The organism is Massilia sp. HP4, from assembly GCF_005222695.1.
Taxonomy (GTDB): domain Bacteria; phylum Pseudomonadota; class Gammaproteobacteria; order Burkholderiales; family Burkholderiaceae_D; genus Telluria.
Window position 1 is genome coordinate 43,874 of the sequence record NZ_STGG01000074.1, and the last position, 22,672, is coordinate 66,545.

Here is a 22,672-nt window from a genome sequence, read left to right on the forward strand (position 1 = left end):
GTCGGGGCGCGGCTGAACCGGGATGGGCCGTGCGGTCAATCCGCTATCTTAGCCGATGCGTGTGAATTGATGGCGTAATCCGGGGTGATGCTGCTCACATCCGCAATGCACCCCAGCCCACCATGAGCCAGTCCGGCGCTGACAGCACCGGGCGTCGGCGGAACACGTCGTAACCGGCATGCTCGATGCGATCCAGGATGCGCAGGCCGCCCTGGACGATCATGCGCAGCTCCCAGCCGATGCGGCCCGGCAGGCGCTTGGCCAGCGGCGCGCCGGACAGCATCAGCGCGCGGGTGCGCTCGACCTCGAAACGCATCAGGGCCTGGAACGGGGCGTCGACCGTGCCGGCGCGCAGGGCCGCTTCGCTCACATTGAAGCGGGCCAGGTCTTCCAAAGGGATGTAAATACGCCCCTTTTCGAGGTCGATCGCCACGTCCTGCAAAAAATTCGTCAGCTGGAGTGCGCTGCAGATGGCGTCGGACTCGCGCAAATTGGTCTCGTCGTCGGCCCGGTATAGCGCCAGCATCAGGCGCCCGACCGGATCGGCCGAGCGACGGCAATAATCGAGCAGGCTCGCATAATCGGCGTAGCGCTGGGTGACGACGTCCTGCTTGAAGGCCGACAGCAAGTCGCGCATCGGGTCCAAGCGCAGCTTGTACTGGGCAACCACGCCCGCCAGGCGGGCGAATATCGGGTCTAACGACGTGGCGCCGACAGCGATCTGGTCCAATTCGCGTTCGTAGGCGGCCAGCGCCGCCAGCCTTTCCTCGGGTGTGGCATTGCCCTCGTCGGCCAGGTCGTCGGCGCTGCGCGCGAAGGCATAGATCGCTTCGACCGCCGGCACCAGGCGGCGCGGCAGCAGGATCGAGGCGACAGGGAAGTTTTCGTAGTGGTCTACGGCCATTTTGGACGGATGACTCTAAAGTCGTCTGATTTGTGTGTTTGCATGATTATAATTGCTGGATTACAAACTGGCGCTATCCATCGGCCAGCTCCGGCTCGAGACGCCGCCAGATTAGTCAAAGGACTGCCATCGTGTTTGCCCGAATTTCTTCCAGCACCCTGAAACTGGCCGTGCTGGCGCCGCTCGCAGCCGCGGCGCTCGTCGCCTGTTCCAAACCCGCTCCGCCCACCGAGGATGTCCGTCCGGTGCGCGTGCTGACCCTGGCCGCGGACACGGCCGGCGAGCGCCTTGAGTTCTCGGGCGACGTGCGCCCGCGCTACGAGTCGCAGCTGGGGTTCCGGGTCGGCGGCAAGATCGTCGAGCGCAAGGTCGACGTCGGCGCCACCGTCAAGCGCGGCGACGTGCTGATGCGGCTCGATCCGCAAGACTTGCGGCTGGCCGAAAGCCAGGCCCGCGCCACCCTGCGCGCCGCCGAGACCGAACGCGACCTGGCCCAGGCCGACTACAAGCGCCATGTCGACCTGCGCAAGCAGAATTTCGTGAGCCAGGCGGTGCTCGATACGAAGCAGAGCGCCCTGAAGGCGGCGCAAGCCAATGTCGACGCGGCCCGCGCGGGCCTGCGCGGCCAGTCGAACCAGTCCAATTACACGAGCCTGGCGGCCGACGCCGATGGGGTGGTCACCGCCATCGAGGCCGAAGTCGGGCAGGTGGTGCAACCCGGCACTCCAGTGGTGCGGGTGGCGCGCACCGTCGAGAAGGAAGTGGTGATCGGCATCCCGGAAGACAAGGTCGGTCGATTGCGCGCGGGGGACGAGGTGAGCGTGCGCCTGTGGGCCAACGAGGCCCAGGCCATCCCCGGCAAGATCCGCGAAGTCTCGCCGATGGCCGATCCGGCCACCCGCACCTATACCGTCAAGGTGGCGCTGCCCGAGAATGCCGAGGCGCGCCTGGGCATGACCGCGACCGTCGAACTGGCAACCGGCGGCGATGGGGCGGCGGGCCTGCGCCTGCCCCTGACTGCCCTGGTGCAGCACAAGGGCGGCAGCAGCGTCTGGATCGTCCAGAACGGCGCGGTCAAGCTGGTGCCGGTGCAGGTGGTGGGCCAGGTACGTAATGACGTGCTGGTCACGGGGCAGCTCAGTGGGCAAATTAGCGCCGGCCAGAATGTCGTCACCGCCGGCGTCAACCTGCTGAGGAACGGCCAGAAGGTGCGCATCCTGACCGCCGACATCTCGCGCCGCGCCGACACCGAGGCCCTCGTGTCGGGCGAGGACAAGCGATGAAAGGCTTCAACCTGTCGCGCTGGGCGCTGGAGCACATCCCGCTCACGCGCTTCCTGATCGCCGCCTGCATGCTGTTCGGGATCCTGAGTTACTTCGAGCTGGGCCAGGACGAGGATCCGCCGTTCACCTTCCGCGCGATGGTGGTGCGCGCCGTGTGGCCGGGCGCCACCGCCCTGCAGATGGCCGAGCAGGTGACCGACCCGCTCGAGCGCAAACTGCAAGAGACGCCGTATATCCACACCATCCGCAGTTTTTCCAAGCCGGGCGAGACCACCATCATCCTCGAGCTGCGCGAATCGACGCCGCCCTCCGAGACGCCGGCGGCCTGGTACCAGGTGCGCAAGAAGATCGGCGACATCGCCGGCACCCTGCCGCAGGGCGTGATCGGGCCCTTCTTCAACGACGAATTCGGCGACACCTACGGGTCGATCTTCGCGCTGTCCGGCGACGGCTTCACCTATGCCGAGATGCGCGACTACGCCGACTTCGTGCGCCAGCAACTGCTGCGGGTGCCGCTGGTGGCCAAGGTCGAGCAGTTCGGGGTGCAGAACGAGAAAGTCTATATCGAGTTCTCGAGCAAGAAATTCGCCCAGCTGGGCGTGCCGTTCGAGCAGATCGTCAACCAGATCGCGACCCAGAACGGGGTCGAGGCCAGCGGCGTGCTGGTGACGCCGACCGATAATCTCCAGGTGCGCGTCACGGGCGCGCTGCGCACCCTGGGCCAGATCGAAGACCTGCAGCTGCGCGCCGGCGGCACCACCTTCCGCCTGGGCGATTTCGCCACCGTGAAACGCGGCTACCAGGATCCGCCGGCAGAGAAGATGCGCTTCAATGGCAAGGAAGTGATCGGCCTGGGCGTGTCGATGGAGAAGGGCGGTAATATCATCACCATGGGCGAGGGCCTGACGGCCACGGTCGACCGCATCCGCGCCCAGCTCCCGGTCGGCATCGAGCTCGAACGGGTGGCGGACCAGCCGCAGGCCGTGACGGCCTCGGTCGGCGAGTTCGTCAAGGTGCTGATCGAGGCGGTGGTGATCGTGCTGGCGGTGTCCTTCCTGGCCCTGGGCCTGCACACCAAGCCGAAATGGCGGGTCGACGTCTATCCTGGCCTGGTGGTGGCGCTGTCGATCCCGCTGGTGCTGGCGATCACCTTCCTGTTCATGCGCATGCTCGACATCTCGCTGCACAAGATCTCGCTCGGCGCCCTGATCATCGCCCTGGGCCTGTTGGTGGACGATGCCATCATCGCGGTCGAAATGATGGTACGTAAGATGGAAGAAGGCCTGTCGCGCTTCGAGGCGGCCACCTTCGCCTACACCTCGACCGCGATGCCGATGCTGACCGGGACCCTGATCACGGCGGCCGGCTTCCTGCCGATCGGCCTGGCCGAATCGGCGGCCGGCGAATACACGTTCACGATGTTCTCGGTGAACGGGTTGGCGCTCCTGATCTCGTGGGTGGTGGCTGTCACGTTTACACCTTATATCGGCTTCCTGCTCCTGAAAGTCAAGCCGCATGCGGCGAAGGGTGAACAAGAGGGCGGTCACCACGACGTCTTCGATTCGCCCGGCTACCAGCGTTTCCGGCGCCTGGTGAGCCGCTGCGTCGAGTGGCGCAAGACCACGATTGCCCTGAGCCTGGGCGTGTTCGCGCTGGGTGTGTTCGGCTTCAATTTCATCGAGAAGCAGTTCTTCCCGGATTCGAGCCGCCCCGAATTGATGGTCGAGATGTGGTCGCCCGAGGGCACGAGTTTCGTCGCCAACGAGGCGGTCGTGAAGCGCTTCGAAGCGTTTCTCGCCCGGCAGGAGGGCGTGCAGAGCGTGACGAGTTACGTCGGCACCGGCAGCCCGCGCTTCTACCTGCCGCTGGACCAGATCTTCCCGCAGTCGAACGTCTCGCAGCTGGTGGTGCTGCCGGTCGATACGGCCGCGCGCGAGCGCCTGCGCATGAAGATCATCGAGGTCTTCAAGACCGACTTCCCCGAGGTGCGCGGCCGCGTAAAACTTCTCCCGAACGGGCCGCCGGTGCCGTATCCGGTGCAGTTCCAGGTGCTGGGCCCGGACATCGGCGTGGTGCGCACCATCGCCGACCAGGTCAAGGAAATCATGGCCGCCAACCCGAATACGGTCGGGTTGAACGACAACTGGAATGAATCGGTCAAGGTGCTGCGCCTGGACCTCGACCAGGACAAGCTGCGCGCGCTGGGCGTGACTTCGCAATCGGTGCGGCAGGTCGTCCAGACCACGCTGACCGGCACCCCGATCGGCCAGTTCCGCGAATCGAACCGCCTGATCGACATGGTGGTGCGCCAGCCGATCGAAGAACGTTCGACCATCACGCGCCTGTCGGAGGCCCTCGTGCCGACCGCCGGCGGACGGGCCGTCACCATCGGCCAGGTCGCGCGGGTGCAGTTCGTATGGGAACCGGGCGTCGTCTGGCGCGAGGGCCGCGAGTGGGCGATCATGGTGCAATCCGATGTGATGGAGGGTATCCAGGGGCCGACCGTGACCGACCAGGTCGATGCGAAGCTGGCCGGGATCCGCGCAAGGCTGCCGGCCGGCTACCGTGTAATGGTGGAGGGCGCCGCGGCCGACAGCGCCGACGCCGAAGCCTCGATCATGGCCAATGTGCCGCTGGTGCTGTTCATCACATTCACCTTGCTGATGCTCCAGCTGCACAGCTTCTCGCGTTCGCTGCTGGTATTCCTCACGGGGCCACTGGGCGTGGCCGGGGCGGCGATGGCGCTGCTGATCCTGGACCGGCCGTTCGGCTTCGTTGCCAACCTGGGCGTGATCGCCTTGTTCGGCATGATCATCCGTAACTCGGTGATCCTGGTGGACCAGATCGAGCATGACATCGCCAGCGGCAGCCATCCGTGGGATGCGATCGTGGAATCGGCCGTGCGGCGTTGCCGGCCGATCCTGCTGACGGCGGCCGCGGCGGCGCTGGCCATGATTCCGTTATCGCGCTCGACATTCTGGGGGCCGATGGCGGTGGCGATCATGGGTGGCTTGATCGTGGCGACGGCGTTGACCTTGCTGTTCTTGCCGGCGCTGTATGCCTTGTGGTTCCGCGTCAAGAAACCGGAGGCGTAAGGAAGGCGGCCGCGCCGCCTTCTTTATGGATGAGCTGACATATTCATTGCGCCATACCTCGCACACTAAAAATGATGCCCAATAGTGTCAGAAATTCCAGTAAAATAATCGTTTGAAGTTGTAGCCCCTAAACATTGGAGTGCAGGGCGGCCGGTTTCACTGTCGGTCGTCCTTTGTTTTTGTGGCAATTATGCAATCCTGAGCGAGGATGGCGAAATTGGTAGACGCACCAGGTTTAGGTCCTGACGCCAGCAATGGTGTGGGGGTTCGAGTCCCCCTCCTCGCACCACGAATAATTATTTTTTTGGACGATTTTTACAATGGCAACTGCAGTCGAAACCCTGGGTAAACTCGAGCGTCGCTTGACGATCTCTTTTCCGGTCGCTGACGTCCGTACCGAAGTCGAAAAGCGCCTGAAACAGCAGGCCAAGACGGCCCGCGCGCCGGGTTTCCGTCCAGGCAAAGTGCCCCTCAAGATGGTCGCTGCCCAGTACGGCTACCAGATCGAAACCGATGTGCTGAACGACAAGGTCGGCCGCGCTTTCAACGAAGCCGCCGTCGAGAACGAACTGCGCGTTGCCGGTTTCCCGAAAATCGAACCGAAGCAAGACGCTGAAGAAGGCACGCTGTCGTTCGACGCCACCTTCGAAGTCTACCCTGAAGTCGTGATCGGCGACCTGGCCGCCGTCGAAGTCGAGACCGTCGGCACCGACGTCAGCGACGTCGAGATCGACAAGACCATCGACATCCTGCGCAAGCAGCGCGTGCACTACCACACCAAGGGTGAAGCGGGCGAACACGGCACCGGCGGCGACGCCGTGGCTGCCAATGGCGACCGCGTGACCGTCGACTTCGTCGGCACCCTGGACGGCGTCGAATTCGCCGGCGGCAAGGCTGAAGACTACGCCTTCGTGCTGGGCGAAGGCCGCATGCTGCCAGAATTCGAAGCAGCGACCGTGGGCCTGAAAGTCGGCGAAAGCAAGACCTTCCCGCTGGCCTTCCCAGAGGACTACCATGGCAAGGACGTGGCCGGTAAAACCGCCGAGTTCACCATCACCCTGAAGGGTCTGGAATGGGCGCACATGCCAGAAGTCGATGCTGAATTCGCCCAATCGCTGGGCATCGAAGACGGCTCGATCGAAAAAATGCGCGAAGACATCAAGGTCAACCTGGAACGCGAAGTGCGCGCCCGTGTCAAAGCACGTAACAAGGAAGCCGTGATGGACGCCCTGGTCAAGTCGACCGAACTGGACGTGCCGCAAGTCATGATCGAGCAGGATTCCGAGCGCCTGGCCGACATGACCCGCCAGGACATGGCCCAGCGCGGCATGGACGTGTCCAAGCTGCCATTCCCGGCCGAGATGTTCAAGGACAAGGCAGAGCGCCGCGTTCGCCTGGGCCTGATCCTGTCGCAACTGGTCGCCGACAACAACCTGCAAGCGACCCAAGACCAGGTGAAAGCGCAGATCGAAGACTTCTCGCAAAGCTACGAAGACCCGAAAGAAGTGCTCAAGTACTACTTCAGCGACCGTCGCCGCCTGGGTGAAGTCGAAGCTCTTGTATTGGAAGAAAACGTCGTCAACTATGTACTCGGCAAGGCGAAAGTGTCGACCAAGACCATCGCTTTCGATGAACTGATGGGCAGCGTCCCGCAGGCCTGAGGAATCGAACTTGCCGGCCTCCAGGGCCGGCATTTTTTTCCATGGCCTTTTTATAAGGAACGAGACAGGTATGATTCGTAATCCGGCATTGGATACACAAGCACTCGGCATGGTGCCGATGGTGATCGAACAGAGTGGCCGCGGCGAGCGCGCCTATGACATCTATTCGCGCCTCTTGAAAGAGCGCGTGATTTTCCTGGTCGGTCCTGTCAACGACCAGATGGCGAACCTGATCGTCGCCCAGATGCTGTTCCTGGAAAGTGAAAATCCTGACAAGGATATTTCGCTCTACATTAACTCCCCGGGCGGTTCGGTCTCGGCGGGCCTGGCGATCTTCGACACGATGAACTTCATCAAGCCCGACGTATCGACCCTGTGCACCGGCCTGGCCGCCTCGATGGGCGCCTTCCTGCTGGCAGCAGGCGCCAAGGGCAAGCGTTTCTCGCTGCCGAACTCGCGCGTGATGATTCACCAGCCATCGGGTGGATCGCAGGGTATGGCTTCGGATATCGAAATCCAGGCCAAGGAAATCCTGTACCTGCGCGAGCGCCTGGCGCGCATCATGGCCGATAACACCGGCCAGAGCATCGAGCAGATCCACAAGGACACCGACCGCGATCGCTTCATGTCCGCTGAAGAATCCGTCGAATATGGCATGATCGACAAGGTCCTGACCAGCCGCGGCCAAGCCTGACCCCGCAATAGGTGTTGGAAAAAAACGCCCGGACGCGATCACGTTCGGGCGTTTGTTTTTTATTTCGGGTAGCATGGTCGTACGTGCACGAGTTGCGTTGCCAAGGCGGCGTGTCATATTCATACTTGTTGCACGGACTTGTTACATGCCCGTATAAGCGTTATATTCACAGCAATTCAATAGAGTCCTGCCCCCATGTCAGACAAAAAATCCTCCAGCGGCGAAAAACTTCTGTACTGCTCGTTCTGCGGAAAGAGCCAGCACGAAGTCAAGAAGCTGATCGCGGGACCGTCGGTGTTCATCTGCGATGAATGCATCGACCTGTGCAACGACATCATCCGCGATGAAACGTCGAACGTCGAAACGGTGGCGGGCGCCAAGTCCGACCTGCCGACGCCCCACGAAATCACCGAACTGCTCGACCAGTACGTGATTGGCCAGCAAACGGCCAAGCGCATCCTGTCGGTGGCGGTGTACAACCATTACAAACGCCTCAAGCACCTGGGCAAGAAAGACGAAGTCGAACTGGCCAAGAGCAATATCTTGCTGGTCGGCCCAACCGGTTCGGGCAAGACCCTGCTGGCCCAGACCCTGGCGCGCATGCTCAACGTGCCGTTCGTGATCGCCGATGCGACCACGCTGACCGAAGCCGGTTATGTCGGCGAAGACGTCGAGAACATCATCCAGAAGCTGCTGCAAAGTTGCAACTATGAGGTCGAAAAAGCCCAGCGCGGCATCGTTTACATCGACGAGATCGACAAGATTTCGCGCAAGTCCGACAATCCGTCGATCACCCGCGATGTATCGGGCGAGGGCGTGCAGCAGGCGCTGCTGAAACTGATCGAAGGCACGATGGCCTCGGTGCCGCCACAAGGTGGCCGCAAGCATCCGAACCAGGACTTCGTGCAGATCGACACGACCAACATCATGTTCATCTGCGGCGGCGCCTTCGACGGCCTGGCCAAGGTGATCCAGAGCCGTTCGGTCAAGAGCGGCATCGGTTTCGGCGCCACGGTCAAGAGCCTGGACGACGGCTATAATGCCGAGATCCTGCTCGAAGCCGAGCCAGAAGACCTGATCAAGTTCGGCCTGATCCCCGAGCTGGTCGGTCGCCTGCCGGTCGTGGCTGCCCTCTCCGAGCTGACCGAGGAAGCGCTGATCCAGATCCTGATCGAGCCGAAGAACGCGCTGATCAAGCAGTATTCGAAGCTGCTCGAGATGGAAGGCGCCGAACTGGAAATTCGTCCTGCGGCCCTGCATGCGATCGCCAAGAAGGCGCTGGCGCGCAAGACCGGCGCCCGCGGCCTGCGTTCGATTCTCGAACACGCGCTGCTGGACGTGATGTATGAATTGCCAAGCCAGCAAAACGTCGTGAAAGTCGTGATCGATGAAAATACGATCACGAATGGCGCGAAACCTTTGCTGATTTATAGCGAAACCGCGAAGGCGTCCGGAGAGAACTGAAAAACGCCGCACGTACGCCACAAAAAGGCTTGCCGTGCGGACTTAACTCGGTACAATCAATCTCAATAAAAGACGCAGGCTTCATTCGAAAAGCCACTCGCGGTGCGCCGCGCGGTGGCTTTTTTCGTTTTGAATGCGGCTTTTATTGGAAGGGCTATATTCTTCGACAAGTTGAAGTTCTTTTACTTGCAGAAAATATTTTAGCGAGCGGTCTTGAGTTTCGACTGTCCAGCGCCCAACTTCAGCTACACGCTTTTTATAAGGTATGCCATGACAACTCCGAAATTGACCGAGCAAACAACGCTGCCGCTTTTGCCGCTGCGCGATGTGGTTGTGTTCCCGCATATGGTTATACCTCTGTTCGTTGGCCGTCCAAAATCCATCAAGGCGCTCGAAGCGGCGATGGAGCAGGGCAAGAGCATCATGCTGGCTGCCCAGAAGGCCGCCGCCAAGGACGAACCTTCTGCCGCAGACATCTATGAGATCGGCTGCGTGGCCAATATTCTGCAAATGCTGAAACTGCCGGACGGTACCGTGAAGGTGCTGGTCGAAGGTTCGCAGCGTGCGCGCATCGATACGATTACCGATGGCGCTACCCACTTCGTGGCCGACCTGACGCCGCTCAATTCGGAAATCGGCGACGATTCCGAAGTCGAAGCGATGCGCCGTGCGATCGTCCAGCAGTTCGACCAGTACGTCAAACTCAATAAGAAGATTCCACCCGAGATCCTGGCTTCGCTGGCCGGCATCGACGACGCCGGCCGCCTGGCAGATACCGTCGCCGCCCACCTGCCGCTCAAGCTCGAGCAAAAGCAGGTGATCCTCGAGATCTTCAACGTCGCCAAGCGCCTCGAGCACCTGCTCGGCCAGCTGGAAGGCGAACTCGACATCCTGCAGGTCGAGAAGCGCATCCGCGGCCGCGTGAAGCGCCAGATGGAGAAATCGCAGCGCGAGTACTACCTCAACGAGCAAGTCAAGGCGATCCAGAAGGAACTCGGCGAAGGCGAAGAGGGCGCCGACATCGAAGAGCTCGAAAAGAAAGTCATTGCGGCCAAGATGCCGAAAGAGGCCATGGATAAAGCCCAGGCCGAGATCCGCAAGCTCAAGCTGATGTCGCCGATGTCGGCCGAGGCGACCGTGGTGCGCAACTACATCGACACCCTGGTGTCGCTGCCATGGAAGAAGAAGTCGAAGGTCACCATCGACCTGCAGAACGCCGAAGCCGTGCTCGAGCAGGATCACTACGGCCTCGACAAGATCAAGGAACGCATCCTGGAATACCTCGCGGTGCAGCAGCGCGTCGACAAGCTGAAAGCCCCGATCCTGTGCTTCGTCGGTCCTCCTGGCGTGGGTAAGACCTCGCTCGGCCAGTCGATCGCACGCGCCACGAACCGCAAGTTCGTGCGCATGGCGCTCGGTGGCGTGCGTGACGAAGCCGAGATCCGCGGCCACCGCCGTACCTATATCGGCTCGATGCCGGGCAAGGTGCTGCAGTCGCTGGCCAAGGTCGGCGTGCGCAATCCGCTGTTCCTGCTCGACGAAATCGACAAGATGGGCGCCGACTTCCGGGGCGATCCGTCGTCGGCCCTGCTCGAGGTGCTCGATCCCGAGCAGAACCACACCTTCTCGGACCACTACCTGGAGGTCGACTTCGACCTGTCGGACGTGATGTTCGTGGCGACCTCGAACTCCTTCAACATCCCGCCGGCGCTGCTGGACCGGATGGAAGTCATCCGCCTGTCGGGTTATACCGAAGACGAAAAGACCAGCATCGCGCAGCGCTACCTGCTGCCGAAGCAGCTGAAGAACAACGGCCTGCGCGAAGAAGAGATCAAGGTCGAAGAGTCGGCGGTGCGCGACATCATCCGCTACTACACCCGCGAAGCCGGCGTGCGTTCGCTTGAGCGCGAAGTGTCGAAGATCTGCCGCAAGGTGGTCAAGATGCTGCTGCTCAAAAAGGGCGCGAGTGCGACCGAGAAGCGCGTCATCGTCAATGCCAAGAACCTGGATAAATTCCTGGGCGTGCGGCGCTACGATTTCGGCGTGGCCGAGAAGGACAACCAGATCGGCCAGGTGGTCGGCCTCGCCTGGACCGAAGTCGGCGGCGACCTGCTGACGATCGAGGCCGTGAATGTGCCTGGCAAGGGCGGCATCATCCGCACCGGTACCCTGGGCGATGTGATGAAGGAATCGATCGAGGCTGCCCGCACCGTGGTGCGTAGCCGTGCGCAGCGCTTCGGCATCAAGAGCGAAGTGTTCGAGAAGACCGACATCCACATCCACGTGCCAGAAGGCGCGACGCCGAAGGACGGTCCGTCCGCCGGCATCGGCATGACGACGGCGCTGGTCTCGGCCTTCACCGGCATCCCGGTGCGCGCCGACGTGGCGATGACGGGCGAGATCACGCTGCGTGGCGAAGTGCTGCCGATCGGCGGCCTGAAAGAGAAGCTGTTGGCGGCGCATCGCGGCGGCATCAAGACGGTCCTGATCCCCGAGCAGAACGTGAAGGACCTGGCCGAGATCCCGGACAACGTCAAGAACAAGCTCGAGATCGTGCCGGTGCGCTGGATCGAGAAGGTGCTTGAAGTCGCGCTGGAACGCCAGCCTGAGGCGCTGTCCGATGTGCCTGCGGTGGCCGTGGCGCCAACCCCGAGCGAGGGGCAGAGCGAAGTGGTCAAGCACTAGACGTTCGCATTGAGTCGCACCCGTAGTCCATGAAGCAGGCGCCCGAGCGGCGCCTGTTTTTTTGTCCGTGTTGCCTGTATTGACGGGCGTTGTTGAATATCGACCGAGGTGTTCCTCGACCATGCTCGCTTGACATCCCTATGTTGCCCTTGTTTAATATACGCTTGCACTTTTGCAGCAATGGCGCGCTGTGCGTCACGAACGGAAAACGAGGAAACGAGTGAACAAGACAGAACTGATCGAAGAAATCGCGAAGTCCGCGGACATTACGAAGGCCTCGGCGACGCGTGCACTCGATGCCATGATCGACGCGGTGACCGAGAGCCTCAAGAAGAACGACAGCGTGACGCTGGTGGGCTTCGGCACCTTCACCGTGGGCGAGCGTGCAGCACGTACCGGCCGCGATCCACGCACCAAGGAGCCAATCAAAATCAAGGCTGCGAAGGTTCCGAAATTTAAGGCTGGTAAAGCGCTGAAAGATGCAGTAAACTAATGCCTTCTCTGAGACGACAAACAGAGAAAGCAGCAGGAAAGGTAGTTGAATCCTGATGCTTGTTGTACGGTTTATTTGTTGGAGCGGTAGTTCAGTTGGTTAGAATACCGGCCTGTCACGCCGGGGGTCGCGGGTTCGAGCCCCGTCCGCTCCGCCACCAAATAAACGCGATGACGAAAGTCTGGAGCGGTAGTTCAGTTGGTTAGAATACCGGCCTGTCACGCCGGGGGTCGCGGGTTCGAGCCCCGTCCGCTCCGCCAGAATTCGAGTAGTATGGAGTGCCCTTTTCGGGTAGCTCCGCCAGAAGGGGCGAACGCAAGTTCGCCTTTTTTTTTAACTTGTGCTGTTAATGCATTCTCAACCTTGAATGGCTGACCATGTTTGAATTTATTCGGACCCACAAGCGCTGGATGTACGGGATCCTGCTGCTCTTGATCGTTCCCTCGTTCGTGTTCGTGGGGATGGAGAGTTACCAGGGCAATGACGGCGGCGCCGGTGTCGCTACCGTCGACGGCCAGAAGATCACCCAGCAGGAATGGGAAGACGCGCAGCGCCGCCAGATCGACCAGGCGCGCCAGATGATGGGCGCGCAGTTCGACCAGAAGCTGTTCGAAACCTCGGAAGCCAAGCAGGCGGTCCTGAACAACCTGGTGGCTGAACGCGCCATCAACGCCGAGATCAGCCGCGCCCACATGACCGTGAGCGACGCGACCCTGCAGAAGACCATCATGGACATCCAGCAGTTCCGCCTGCCGGACGGTGGCTTCGACATGGAAGGCTACAAGGCCGCGCTGGCGGCACAGGGCATGACGCCCGAGATGTTCGACCAGCGCCTGCGCCGCGATCTCGCCGTGCAGCAGCTCTCCGGCGCGATCCAGGCGACCGCCTTCGCCCCGCGCACCGTGGCGGGCCGCCTGTCGGACATCAACGACCAGGAACGCGAAGTGCAAGAGATCGTGTTCCCGATCGCGACCTATTTGCCGCAGGTGAAAGTCACCGACGAGATGGTCAAGGCTTATTACGACAAGAACGCCCAGCTGTTCCAGATCCCCGAGCAGGTGAAGGCCGAGTACGTCGTGTTCGATGCGTCGACCGTCGAGAGCCTAGTGCAGGTGACCGATGCCGAAGTCACCGACTACTACAACAAGAACCTCAAGAACTACACCACGCCCGAGCAGCGCAGCGCGAGCCACATCCTGATCACGATGTCGCGCGACGCCGACGCCGCAACCCAGGCAGCGGCCAAGAAGAAGGCTGAATCGGTACTGGCCGAGGTGCGCGCCAACCCGGACAACTTCGCCGCGATCGCCAGGGCCAACTCGCAAGACCCGGGCTCGGCCCAGTCGGGCGGCGACCTGGGCGTGGTCGAAAAGGGCCTGTTCGTCAAATCGGTCGAGGATTCGATCTACGCGCTGAAAGAAGGCGAGACGAGCGGCCTGGTGCAGTCGGAATTCGGCTGGCACGTCATCAAGGTCACCGGCATCAAGCCGTCGTCGCAGCGCTCGCTGGACGATGCGAAGGGCGATATCGCCGCCGACCTCAAGAAGCAGAAGATGGCGGCCAAGTATACCGAACTGGCTGGCGTGTTCAGCGAGACCGCGTATGACCAGTCCGAGAGCCTGAAGCCGGTTGCCGACAAGCTCAAGCTGCAGATCCAGACCGCCGACAACCTGACTCGCACGCCGAACCCGGCGCTGGGCGAATCGCCGATCAACAATGCCAAGTTCCTGGCCGCGCTGTTCAGCACCGATGCGGTCAAGAACAAGCGCAATACCGAAGCGGTCGAAGTGGCGCCGAGCGTGCTGGTGTCGGGCCGCGTGGTCGAGTTCCGTCCGGCCTCCAAGCGTCCGCTGGCTGAAGTCGATGCGCAGATCCGCCAGCGCGTGACCTTGGAAGAAGCAGGCCGTCTGGCGCGCGCCGCCGGCGAAGCGAAGCTGAATGCCGCCAAGGCATCGGGCGACGCCACCGGTTTCGGTCCGGCTGTCAGCGTGTCTCGCACCAAAGAGCCGGCCATCAACCAGACCGCCGCGATCGCGGTGCTCAAGGCCGATGTGACCAAGTTGCCGGCCTATGTCGGTGTCGAGGTGCCGGGCCAGGGCTATGGCGTTTACCGCATCGCCAGGGTCTCGCAGCCGGCCCAGCCTGACGCAGCGCGCCGCAAGCAGGAATCCGACCAGATCGGCCGGCTCGTCGGCCAGCAGCAGATGGTCGATTACGTCGAGGCGCTCAAGGCCAAGGCGAAGGTGAAGATCAACGTCCAGCCGACTGGACTCGGCGCGAACACCGACGGCGAGTAATCAGGTCGTTGGATGAAAAAAAGCCCGGCTGCGTGAGTAGCCGGGCTTTTTGTATGCAAGGCGCCGTTACGGCGTATTCAATGTGCGTGCAGCGGCCAGGAAGTCCTCGGGCGCGATGTCATGGAGCTCCAGCACATCCGCCTGCGGATAGCGCACGAAGTTGCGATCGATCGAGCGCAGGTAAGCCGGGTCGTAGTGCTGCACCAGCAGCTGGTCGACCAGTTCCGCCATCGCGCCGCCATTGGCCATCGCGTGCCACGATTCGATCTGCGCGCGGCCATGCAGCTGCACCAGGTGATCCAGCTGGCCATTGAGCGCCGACGGATCGGCGCAGAAGTGCTGGTAGTCTTCCATCAGGAGCCGCACGCGGTTCGGGCGCGACAAGTTGACGGCGATGCAGGGCGCGGCGCGCATGCGTTCCATGACGAGGCCCGGCACGCGCAGGTTGCCGACCTTCTTGCTCTCGGATTCGACGAACACGGGCCGACCCGGATCGAAGCGGTGCAGCTTGTCCCACACCAGGCTCTCGAACATCTTCTGGCTTGGTTGCGGCTCGTTCGGCAGGTGGCCCAGCACCGAGCCGCGATGGGCCGCGAGCTTTTCGAGGTCCAGCACTTGCGCGCCGATGCCATCCAGCGTTTCCAGCAGCCGGCTCTTGCCGCTGCCGGTGGTGCCGCAGATGACGCGGAAATCGAGCGGCGGCGGACTCTCGAGCGCCGCGCTGACGTGGGCGCGGTAGGTCTTGTAGCCGCCTTCGAGCTGCACCACCGGCCAGCCGATGCGCGCCAGGATGTGCGCCATCGCGCCGCTGCGGTTGCCGCCGCGCCAGCAATACACCAGCGGACGCCATTCGCGCGGCTTGTCGGCCCACAGGGTGTCGATATGGCGCGCGATATTGTGCGCGATGATCGGCGCGCCGACCTTCTTGGCCTCGAAGGCGCCGGTCTGCTTGTACAGCGTGCCGACGCGGATGCGTTCCTCGTCATCGAGGACCGGGCAGTTGATCGCGCCGGGGATGTGGTCGAGGGCGTACTCGGCCTGGCTGCGCACATCGATGATGACATCGAATGCATCGAGTTGCGGCAGCAGGGCGTCGAACCCCAGGACTTCTGGATACTTCATGGTGGCTTGCTTGCTTTCTTACTTGCTTTTGACGAGGGCCGCGAACTGCGGCCAGATGTTGTCGAGGATGATCGGATGCGCCTGGGCCGTGGGGTGCAGGCGATCCTGCTGGAACAGGGCGGGCTTGTCGGCCACGCCGTCGAGCATGAACGGCACCAGCGGCGACCTGGTGGACTTGGCCACGGTCTCGAACATGGTGAAGAAGCGTTCGGTGTATGCACGCCCGTAGTTCGGCGGCATGCGCATGCCGACCAGCAGCACGCGCGCCTTGTTCTCTTGCGCCATGGCGATCATGGCGCGCAGATTGGCTTCGGCGGACGGCACCGGCAGGCCGCGCAGGCCGTCGTTGGCCCCCAGTTCGATCACCACGATATCGGGACGGTGCTGCTTGATCAGGGCCGGCAGGCGCGCGCGGCCGCCGCTGGTGGTCTCGCCGCTGATGCTGGCATTGACCACCTTGGCAGCGATTTTTTCAGTCTTGAGTTTCTGTTCCAGCAGGGCCACCCAGCCCGCGCCGCGCGCGATGCCGTACTCGGCCGACAGGCTGTCGCCCACCACGAGCACGTTTTTTGGTGCAGAATAGGCGCTCGCCGTCGCGGCCAAGGTAAGAAATGCGACGACAGTCAAATTTTTAAGAAAAGCTAGCATGCGTGATCATCCCGAGGCATTCAAAAACAGCGTCAGCGACGCTGGCGTTCATGCAGGCCGTCCGCCCGCGATCCAGGTAAGCGGCTTGTCGAAGAAGGTGGCCGACGCCAGCGGCGAGCTCACCATCCTGCAAAACATCGATTTTACCGTGCAAGCGGCCGAGACGCTCGCGCTGGTGGGTGCATCCGGCTCCGGCAAGTCGACCTTGCTTGGCCTGCTGGCCGGCCTCGATACGCCATCGTCCGGCACCGTGCTGCTCGATGGCACCGACATCTTCGCCCTCGATGAAGACGGCCGTGCGGCTTTCCGCAAGGCCAAGCTTGGCTTCGTGTTCCAGTCGTTCCAGCTGCTCGCGCATCTGACCGCGCTCGAGAACGTGATGCTGCCGCTCGAACTGCGCGGCGATGCCGGCGCGCGCGAGAAGGCGACCGAGATGCTGGGCCGGGTCGGGCTGTCGAGCCGCCTGAAGCACTACCCCAAGTTCCTCTCTGGCGGCGAGCAGCAGCGCGTCGCACTGGCGCGCGCTTTCGTCACCCAACCGCCGCTGCTATTCGCCGACGAACCAACCGGCAGCCTGGACGCCGCCACCGGCGAATCCGTGATCCAGCTGATGTTCGAACTGAATCGCGAACGCGGCTCGACCCTGGTGCTGGTGACCCACGATCCGGGCATCGCAGCGCGCTGCGGCCGCACCATCACGATCGCGGCCGGCCGCCTGGCCAAATAAACCGTCAACGACCGGCGGCATCCTTTACCAGCCGGTTCAACACCTTGCGCACGGCCGCCGGCAATTCGCCGGCAGTCAGTCCGATCGGGCCGACGCCTTCGTCGACCAGGGCGTCGGCCGCAGCGCCATGGATCCAGGTGGCCGCGGCTGCCGCCTCCCAGGCCGGCCATCCCTGCGCCAGCAAGGCGCCGCAGATCCCTGCCAGCACGTCGCCGCTGCCCGGCGTGGCCAGACCCGCATTGCCGGTCGGGTTGACCAGCACTTCACCGTCGGGGCGCGCGATCACCGTGCCGGAACCCTTCAGGATCACCGTCGCATTGGTGCGCAGCGCCATTTCACGCGCGGCCTCGAGGCGGTCCGATTGCACGACCGCCGCCGTCATGCCAAGCAGGCGCGCGCCCTCGAGCGGGTGCGGCGTCAATACTGCCGGCGCCGCGCGCTGCGCGAGGCGCGATTGCAGGTCGGGGCTGGCGCCGATCAGGTTCAGGGCGTCGGCGTCGATCACCAGCGGGCTGTCGCCATCGAGCGCCTTGGCCAGCAGGCGGATCGCATTGGCCGAGTCGCCCATGCCGGGGCCGATCACCAGGGTACGCCCAAAGAAATCGAAGTCGTCGGCCGCGCGGAACATGATCTCGGGCTGGCTGCTGTCGTAGCCGGGCGGCGTGTTCAAGGCAGCGACGTAGACCCGGCCCGCGCCCGCGTACAGCGCGCCGCGCGCGGCCAGCACCGGCGCCCCGGCCATGCCGTGGGCGCCGCCGACGATGGCGACGTCGCCGAAGCTGCCCTTGTGCGTGTTGTGGCGGCGCGCCGTGAAGCGGCCGGCGAACAGTGGCAGGCCGCTCAATTGTGCCGAGGCGCGCGGCAGCGTGCCGATGCCGGCGCCGAGCGTGTCGACCCGCACCAGGCCGGCATGGTCGCGTCCATCGGCGGTGTGCAGGCCGGCCTTGTCTGCCAGGTACGTGATGGTGTGGGTCGCGCGCACCGCGATGCCGTCCGGGCCGATCACGGTGCCGGTGTCGGCATCCAGGCCGGACGGCACGTCGAGCGCCAGGATCGGGCAGCGTATCGCGTCCAGGCCTGTTACCACTTCGCGATAGTCGCCGTCGATGGGCCGTTCGAGGCCGATGCCGAACAGGCCATCGATCACCAGGCCCCATTCGGCGTCCGGTGGCAGCATGTCGATCCAGCCGACCGAGCCGGACCTGGCGCGCTCATAGGCGGCTGCCGTCTCGGTCGATGCATCGCGCCGGCCGGGCAGGTGCAGGACGGTGGCGTCGACGCCGCTGTCTGCCAGGTTGGCCGCGGCTTCGAGTGCATCGCCGCCATTGTTGCCGGGGCCGGCCAGTACCAACACCGGCCGGTCGCGCCGGTCGCCCAGCAGTTCGAGGGCGTAGTCGGCGGCGGCCTTGCCGGCGCGCTGCATCAATGTGCCCGGCGCCAGGTCGGCATAGGCCGCTTGTTCGATCGCGCGCAGCTGCGCGACGGTATAGAGATGTCGTTCCATGCTCGTTGATGTCGTTGGGAGATTGGGACCATTGTCGTGCATTTCCGCCAACGTTGTCGCGCCGTCCGATCTACAATAGGCGCTTGACCCGATACAGCAGGAGCAAGGAATGATGGATTGGCAGTTCTGGATCGACCGAGGCGGCACCTTCACCGACATCGTGGCGCGGCGCCCGGATGGGCAACTCGTCACGCACAAGCTGCTGTCGGAGAATCCCGAGCAGTACCGCGACGCGGCGGTGGCCGGCATCCGCCACCTGCTCGGCGTGGCGGCGGGCGAGCCGCTGCCGGCGGCCGGCATCGAGGCCGTGAAAATGGGCACCACCGTCGCGACCAATGCGCTGCTCGAGCGCAAGGGCGAGCCGACGGCGCTTGCGATCACGCGCGGTTTCAGCGACGCCCTGCGCATTGCCTATCAGAACCGGCCGCGCCTGTTCGACCGCCACATCGTGCTGCCCGAGCTGCTGTATGCACAGGTGATCGAGATCGACGAGCGCATGGGCGCGCATGGCGACGTCGTGCTGCCGCTGGACGAAGCGTCCGCGCGCGCCGGCCTGCAGCAGGCGTTCGACGCCGGCCTGCGGTCGCTGGCGATCGTGTTCATGCACGGTTACCGCCACACGGCGCACGAAGCCGCGGTGGCCCGCATCGCGCGCGAGATCGGCTTTGCGCAAGTGTCGGTCTCGCACGAGGTGAGCCCGATGATGAAGCTGGTCGCGCGCGGCGACACCACCGTGGTCGACGCCTACCTGTCGCCGATCCTGCGCCGCTATGTCGACCAGGTGGCGGGCGAGCTGCCCGGCGTGAACCTGCAGTTCATGCAATCGAACGGCGGCCTGACCGATGCGCGCGCCTTCCAGGGCAAGGACAGCATCCTGTCCGGCCCGGCCGGCGGCATCGTCGGCATGGTGCGCGCCAGCCGGCTGGCCGGCTTCGAGAAGGTGATCGGTTTCGACATGGGCGGCACGTCCACCGACGTCTCGCACTTCTCGGGCGAGTTTGAGCGCGTGTTCGAGACCCAGGTCGCGGGCGTGCGCATGCGCGCGCCGATGATGAGCATCCATACCGTGGCGGCCGGCGGCGGCTCGATCCTGCATTTCGACGGTAGCCGCTATCGCGTCGGGCCCGACAGCGCCGGCGCCAATCCCGGCCCGGCCAGCTACCGCCGCGGCGGGCCGCTGGCGGTCACCGACTGCAACGTCATGCTCGGCAAAGTGCAGCCGAACTACTTCCCGCGCCTGTTCGGGACGCAAGGCGACGAGGCGCTCGACGCCGGGGCGGTGCGTGCGCGCTTCAACGAGATGGCCGACCGGATCGGCGCTGCAACCGGCGAACGGCCGGCGCCGGAGGCCGTGGCCGAAGGCTTCATCCAGATCGCGGTCGGCAATATGGCCAACGCGATCAAGCAGATCTCGGTGCAGCGCGGCCACGACGTCACCGAATACGCGCTGACCAGCTTCGGCGGCGCCGGCGGCCAGCATGCCTGCCTGGTGGCCGATGCGCTGGGCATGAAGACGGTATTCATCCACTCGCTGGCCGGCGTGCTGTCGGCCTACGGCATGGGCCTGGCCGACCAGACCGCGATGCGCGAGCAGGCGGTGGAAGAAAAGCTGTCCGATGCCGCCCTCGAATCGCTGGCAACGCGCCTGTCATCGCTGGCCCAAGCTGCGCGCGGGCAGTTGTTGAAGCAGGGCGTCGAGGCGGCGCGGATCGCCCTGGTCGAGCGGGTGCACTTGCGTTACGAGGGCACCGATTCGGCGCTGGTCGTGCAGTTCGACGACGCAGCAAGCATGCAGGCGCAGTTCGAGCAGGCCTATAAGCGCCGCTATTCCTTCCTGATGCCGTCGCGCGCGTTGGTGGTCGAGGCGGTGTCGGTGGAAGCGATCGGGCAGTCGGATGCGCCGACCGAGCAGCCAGTCGGTACAAGGTCAGACGACGCAACGCCGGCGCCGCAGGAGAATGTGCGCATGTACAGTGGCGCGCAGTGGCACGACACCGGAATTTACGCTCGCCGCACGCTGCAGCCGGGGCATGTAGTACGCGGTCCGGCCATCATCGCCGAAGACAATGCGACCACGATCGTGGAGCCGGGCTGGCAGGCGCAGGTCACGAGCTACAACCACCTGGTGCTGCAGCGCGTGGAAGCGCTGCCCGAGCGGCGCGCGATCGGCACCACGGCCGACCCTGTGATGCTCGAGATCTTCAACAACCTGTTCATGTCGATCGCCGAGCAGATGGGGCTGCGGCTGCAGAATACCGCATATTCCGTCAACATCAAGGAACGCCTCGACTTTAGCTGCGCGATCTTCGACCATGACGGCAACCTGGTGGCCAATGCGCCGCACATGCCGGTGCACCTGGGGTCGATGGGCGAGAGCATCAAGACCGTGATGCGCGAGAACGCCGGCCGCATGCGCTCGGGCGACGTCTATGTGCTGAATGACCCATACAACGGCGGCACCCACTTGCCCGACGTGACCGTGATCTCGCCGGTGTTCGACGAGGCCGGCCAGGACATCCTGTTTTATGTCGGCTCGCGTGGCCACCACGCCGATATCGGCGGTACCACGCCAGGCTCGATGCCGCCGGATTCGGACCACATCGAGCAGGAAGGCGTGTTGATCAACAACTTCAAGCTGATCGATGGCTCAGATGGCATCCTGCGCGAAGAGGCGGCGCGCGCCATGCTGCAGGGCGCGCGCTACCCGGCGAGAAATCCCGACCAGAACATGGCCGACCTGCGCGCCCAGGTAGCGGCGAACCAGAAGGGCGTCGAGGAGCTGGGAAAAATGGTCGCGCATTTCGGCCTGGATGTCGTGCGCGCCTATATGGGCCACGTGCAGGACAATGCCGAAGAGGCGGTGCGGCGCGTGATTTCGGCGCTCAAGGACGGCAGCTTCCACTACGAGCTCGATAACGGCGCGCATATCGATGTGGCGATCCGCGTCGACCAGGTTGCGCGCAGCGCGCAGATCGATTTTACGGGCACCTCGGGCCAGCTGCCGAACAACTTCAATGCGCCGTCGGCGGTATGCATGGCGGCGGTGCTGTACGTGTTCCGCACGCTGGTCGACGATGAGATTCCGCTCAATGCCGGTTGCCTGAAGCCGCTGGAGGTCGTCATCCCGCCGGGTTCGATGCTCAATCCGCACTATCCGGCCTCGGTGGTGTCGGGCAATGTCGAGACCTCGACCTGCATCACCAATGCGCTGTACGGCGCACTGGGCGTGATGGCGGCGGCCCAGGGCACGATGAACAACTTCACCTTCGGGAACGAACGCTACCAGTACTACGAGACCATCTCGGGCGGCTCGGGCGCGGGCGAGGGCTTTGACGGCACCGACGTGGTGCAGACGAATATGACCAACTCGCGGCTGACCGATCCCGAGATCCTGGAATTCCGCTTCCCGGTGCGGCTCGAGAGCTACGAGATCCGGCCGGGATCGGGTGGCGCCGGGCGCTGGCGCGGCGGTAACGGTGGTGTGCGCAAGGTGCGCTTCCTGGAGCCGATGACGGCGGCAATCCTGTCGAATAACCGGATCCATGCGCCGTTCGGGATGGCCGGTGGACAGGACGCAGAGCGCGGACGCAATCGTGTCGAGCGCGCAGATGGTCGTGTCGAAGAGTTGGGTCATATTGGCAAGACCGACATGGCTGCGGGCGACGTGTTCATCGTCGAGACGCCGGGTGGCGGTGGCTATGGCGAGCCGTCCGCCTGAGCCAACGTCTGGCGGTCACGTCCTAGCGGCGGGGGCGGCCGCGGCCAGGGTAGTGGTGGCCACCGCGATGGCGGTGGTCCAAGCCGTGCCTGCCGTGGTGGCGCGGACCGCGGTCGTAGTACGAGAAGCCCAGTCCAATCGTGGCCGGTGGATAGGCATAGGCCGGCTCGGCATACGAATAGCCGCCATAGCCATCGTAGGAAGTAGCGGGGTAGGTGGCGTAGGGCGGTGCGTACACCGCACAGCCGGTGGCGCTGACTGCCAGCGCGAGCGAAAGAGCCAGGCGTTTCGCCGCGCCCAGGGTCTGCAATGTCATGGCGGACCTCCTATCGGGACGATGATTCATTCTAGTCCCGATAGGCGCTGTGCGATGGCGG

General features: G+C 63.8%; 16 protein-coding genes and 3 tRNA genes. 13 read left to right on the forward strand and 6 right to left on the reverse strand.

Annotated features, from left to right (window positions below):
* Positions 1-94 precede the first annotated feature (94 nt).
* Complete coding sequence (hpnC, locus tag E8M83_RS25485) at positions 95-904, reverse strand: squalene synthase HpnC (RefSeq protein WP_137176156.1); 810 nt, start codon at positions 902-904, stop codon at positions 95-97.
* Positions 905-1,035: 131 nt separating this feature from the next.
* Here hpnC and E8M83_RS25490 point away from each other — a divergent pair, with 131 nt between their 5' ends.
* From E8M83_RS25490 to clpX, 6 genes are all read left to right on the forward strand, one after another.
* Positions 1,036-2,187: an efflux RND transporter periplasmic adaptor subunit gene (locus E8M83_RS25490; protein WP_137176157.1), complete on the forward strand. Its 1,152-nt coding sequence runs from the start codon at positions 1,036-1,038 to the stop codon at positions 2,185-2,187.
* Positions 2,184-5,282 (forward strand): efflux RND transporter permease subunit, encoded by a 3,099-nt coding sequence (locus E8M83_RS25495; protein ID WP_137176158.1) that lies wholly within the window; start codon positions 2,184-2,186, stop codon positions 5,280-5,282. The genes E8M83_RS25490 and E8M83_RS25495 overlap by 4 nt, the downstream gene beginning before the upstream one ends.
* Before the next feature lie 202 nt (positions 5,283-5,484).
* Positions 5,485-5,571 (forward strand) — tRNA-Leu (locus tag E8M83_RS25500).
* Between the two features lie 31 nt (positions 5,572-5,602).
* Positions 5,603-6,943, forward strand: coding sequence for a trigger factor (tig, locus tag E8M83_RS25505; protein WP_137176159.1), 1,341 nt, complete (start codon positions 5,603-5,605; stop codon positions 6,941-6,943).
* Positions 6,944-7,013: 70 nt separating this feature from the next.
* The gene (gene clpP / locus E8M83_RS25510; RefSeq protein ID WP_005671146.1) at positions 7,014-7,637 is read left to right on the forward strand and encodes an ATP-dependent Clp endopeptidase proteolytic subunit ClpP; all 624 of its coding nucleotides are present in this window, start codon (positions 7,014-7,016) and stop codon (positions 7,635-7,637) included.
* A 195-nt stretch (positions 7,638-7,832) separates the two neighbouring features.
* The gene (gene clpX / locus E8M83_RS25515) at positions 7,833-9,101 is read left to right on the forward strand and encodes an ATP-dependent Clp protease ATP-binding subunit ClpX (protein ID WP_137176160.1); all 1,269 of its coding nucleotides are present in this window, start codon (positions 7,833-7,835) and stop codon (positions 9,099-9,101) included.
* Positions 9,102-9,182: 81 nt separating this feature from the next.
* Here clpX and E8M83_RS26025 read toward each other — a convergent pair whose 3' ends face one another.
* On the reverse strand, positions 9,183-9,446 hold the full coding sequence (locus E8M83_RS26025; protein ID WP_170976921.1) for a hypothetical protein: 264 nt from the start codon (positions 9,444-9,446) through the stop codon (positions 9,183-9,185).
* Here E8M83_RS26025 and lon point away from each other — a divergent pair.
* The 5 genes from lon (at position 9,372) to E8M83_RS25540 (ending at position 14,576) form a co-directional block, all read left to right on the forward strand.
* The gene (gene lon, locus E8M83_RS25520; protein WP_137176161.1) at positions 9,372-11,786 is read left to right on the forward strand and encodes an endopeptidase La; all 2,415 of its coding nucleotides are present in this window, start codon (positions 9,372-9,374) and stop codon (positions 11,784-11,786) included. The genes E8M83_RS26025 and lon overlap by 75 nt on opposite strands.
* A 220-nt stretch (positions 11,787-12,006) precedes the next feature.
* Positions 12,007-12,279 carry an HU family DNA-binding protein gene (locus E8M83_RS25525; protein ID WP_137176162.1) on the forward strand — a complete coding sequence of 91 codons (273 nt, stop codon included), beginning with the start codon at positions 12,007-12,009 and terminating at the stop codon, positions 12,277-12,279.
* Positions 12,280-12,359: 80 nt separating this feature from the next.
* Positions 12,360-12,436 (forward strand) — tRNA-Asp (locus E8M83_RS25530).
* A gap of 26 nt (positions 12,437-12,462) precedes the next feature.
* Positions 12,463-12,539 (forward strand) — tRNA-Asp (locus tag E8M83_RS25535).
* 117 nt (positions 12,540-12,656) lie between these two features.
* A complete protein-coding gene (locus E8M83_RS25540; protein WP_137176163.1) occupies positions 12,657-14,576 on the forward strand; it encodes a SurA N-terminal domain-containing protein in 1,920 nt (639 codons plus the stop codon).
* Between the two features lie 66 nt (positions 14,577-14,642).
* On the opposite strand, the gene mnmH is transcribed toward E8M83_RS25540, so the two are convergent.
* Together mnmH and E8M83_RS25550 are read right to left on the reverse strand one after the other, a co-directional pair.
* The gene (gene mnmH, locus E8M83_RS25545; RefSeq protein WP_137176164.1) at positions 14,643-15,698 is read right to left on the reverse strand and encodes a tRNA 2-selenouridine(34) synthase MnmH; all 1,056 of its coding nucleotides are present in this window, start codon (positions 15,696-15,698) and stop codon (positions 14,643-14,645) included.
* An 18-nt stretch (positions 15,699-15,716) separates the two neighbouring features.
* A complete protein-coding gene (locus tag E8M83_RS25550) occupies positions 15,717-16,346 on the reverse strand; it encodes an arylesterase (protein ID WP_137176165.1) in 630 nt (209 codons plus the stop codon).
* On the opposite strand from E8M83_RS25550, the gene E8M83_RS25555 reads away from it, so the two are divergent.
* Complete coding sequence (locus E8M83_RS25555) at positions 16,345-17,073, forward strand: ABC transporter ATP-binding protein (RefSeq protein WP_229491926.1); 729 nt, start codon at positions 16,345-16,347, stop codon at positions 17,071-17,073. The genes E8M83_RS25550 and E8M83_RS25555 overlap by 2 nt on opposite strands.
* A gap of 4 nt (positions 17,074-17,077) precedes the next feature.
* Here E8M83_RS25555 and E8M83_RS25560 read toward each other — a convergent pair whose 3' ends face one another.
* Positions 17,078-18,577, reverse strand: coding sequence for an NAD(P)H-hydrate dehydratase (locus tag E8M83_RS25560; protein ID WP_137176166.1), 1,500 nt, complete (start codon positions 18,575-18,577; stop codon positions 17,078-17,080).
* Positions 18,578-18,689: 112 nt separating this feature from the next.
* Here E8M83_RS25560 and E8M83_RS25565 point away from each other — a divergent pair, with 112 nt between their 5' ends.
* Positions 18,690-22,295, forward strand: a complete 3,606-nt coding sequence (locus E8M83_RS25565; RefSeq protein WP_137176207.1) for a hydantoinase B/oxoprolinase family protein — start codon at positions 18,690-18,692, stop codon at positions 22,293-22,295.
* Between the two features lie 22 nt (positions 22,296-22,317).
* Here the strand turns inward: E8M83_RS25565 and E8M83_RS25570 are convergent, their stop codons facing one another.
* The gene (locus E8M83_RS25570) at positions 22,318-22,611 is read right to left on the reverse strand and encodes a hypothetical protein (RefSeq protein WP_229491927.1); all 294 of its coding nucleotides are present in this window, start codon (positions 22,609-22,611) and stop codon (positions 22,318-22,320) included.
* Positions 22,612-22,672 lie beyond the last annotated feature (61 nt).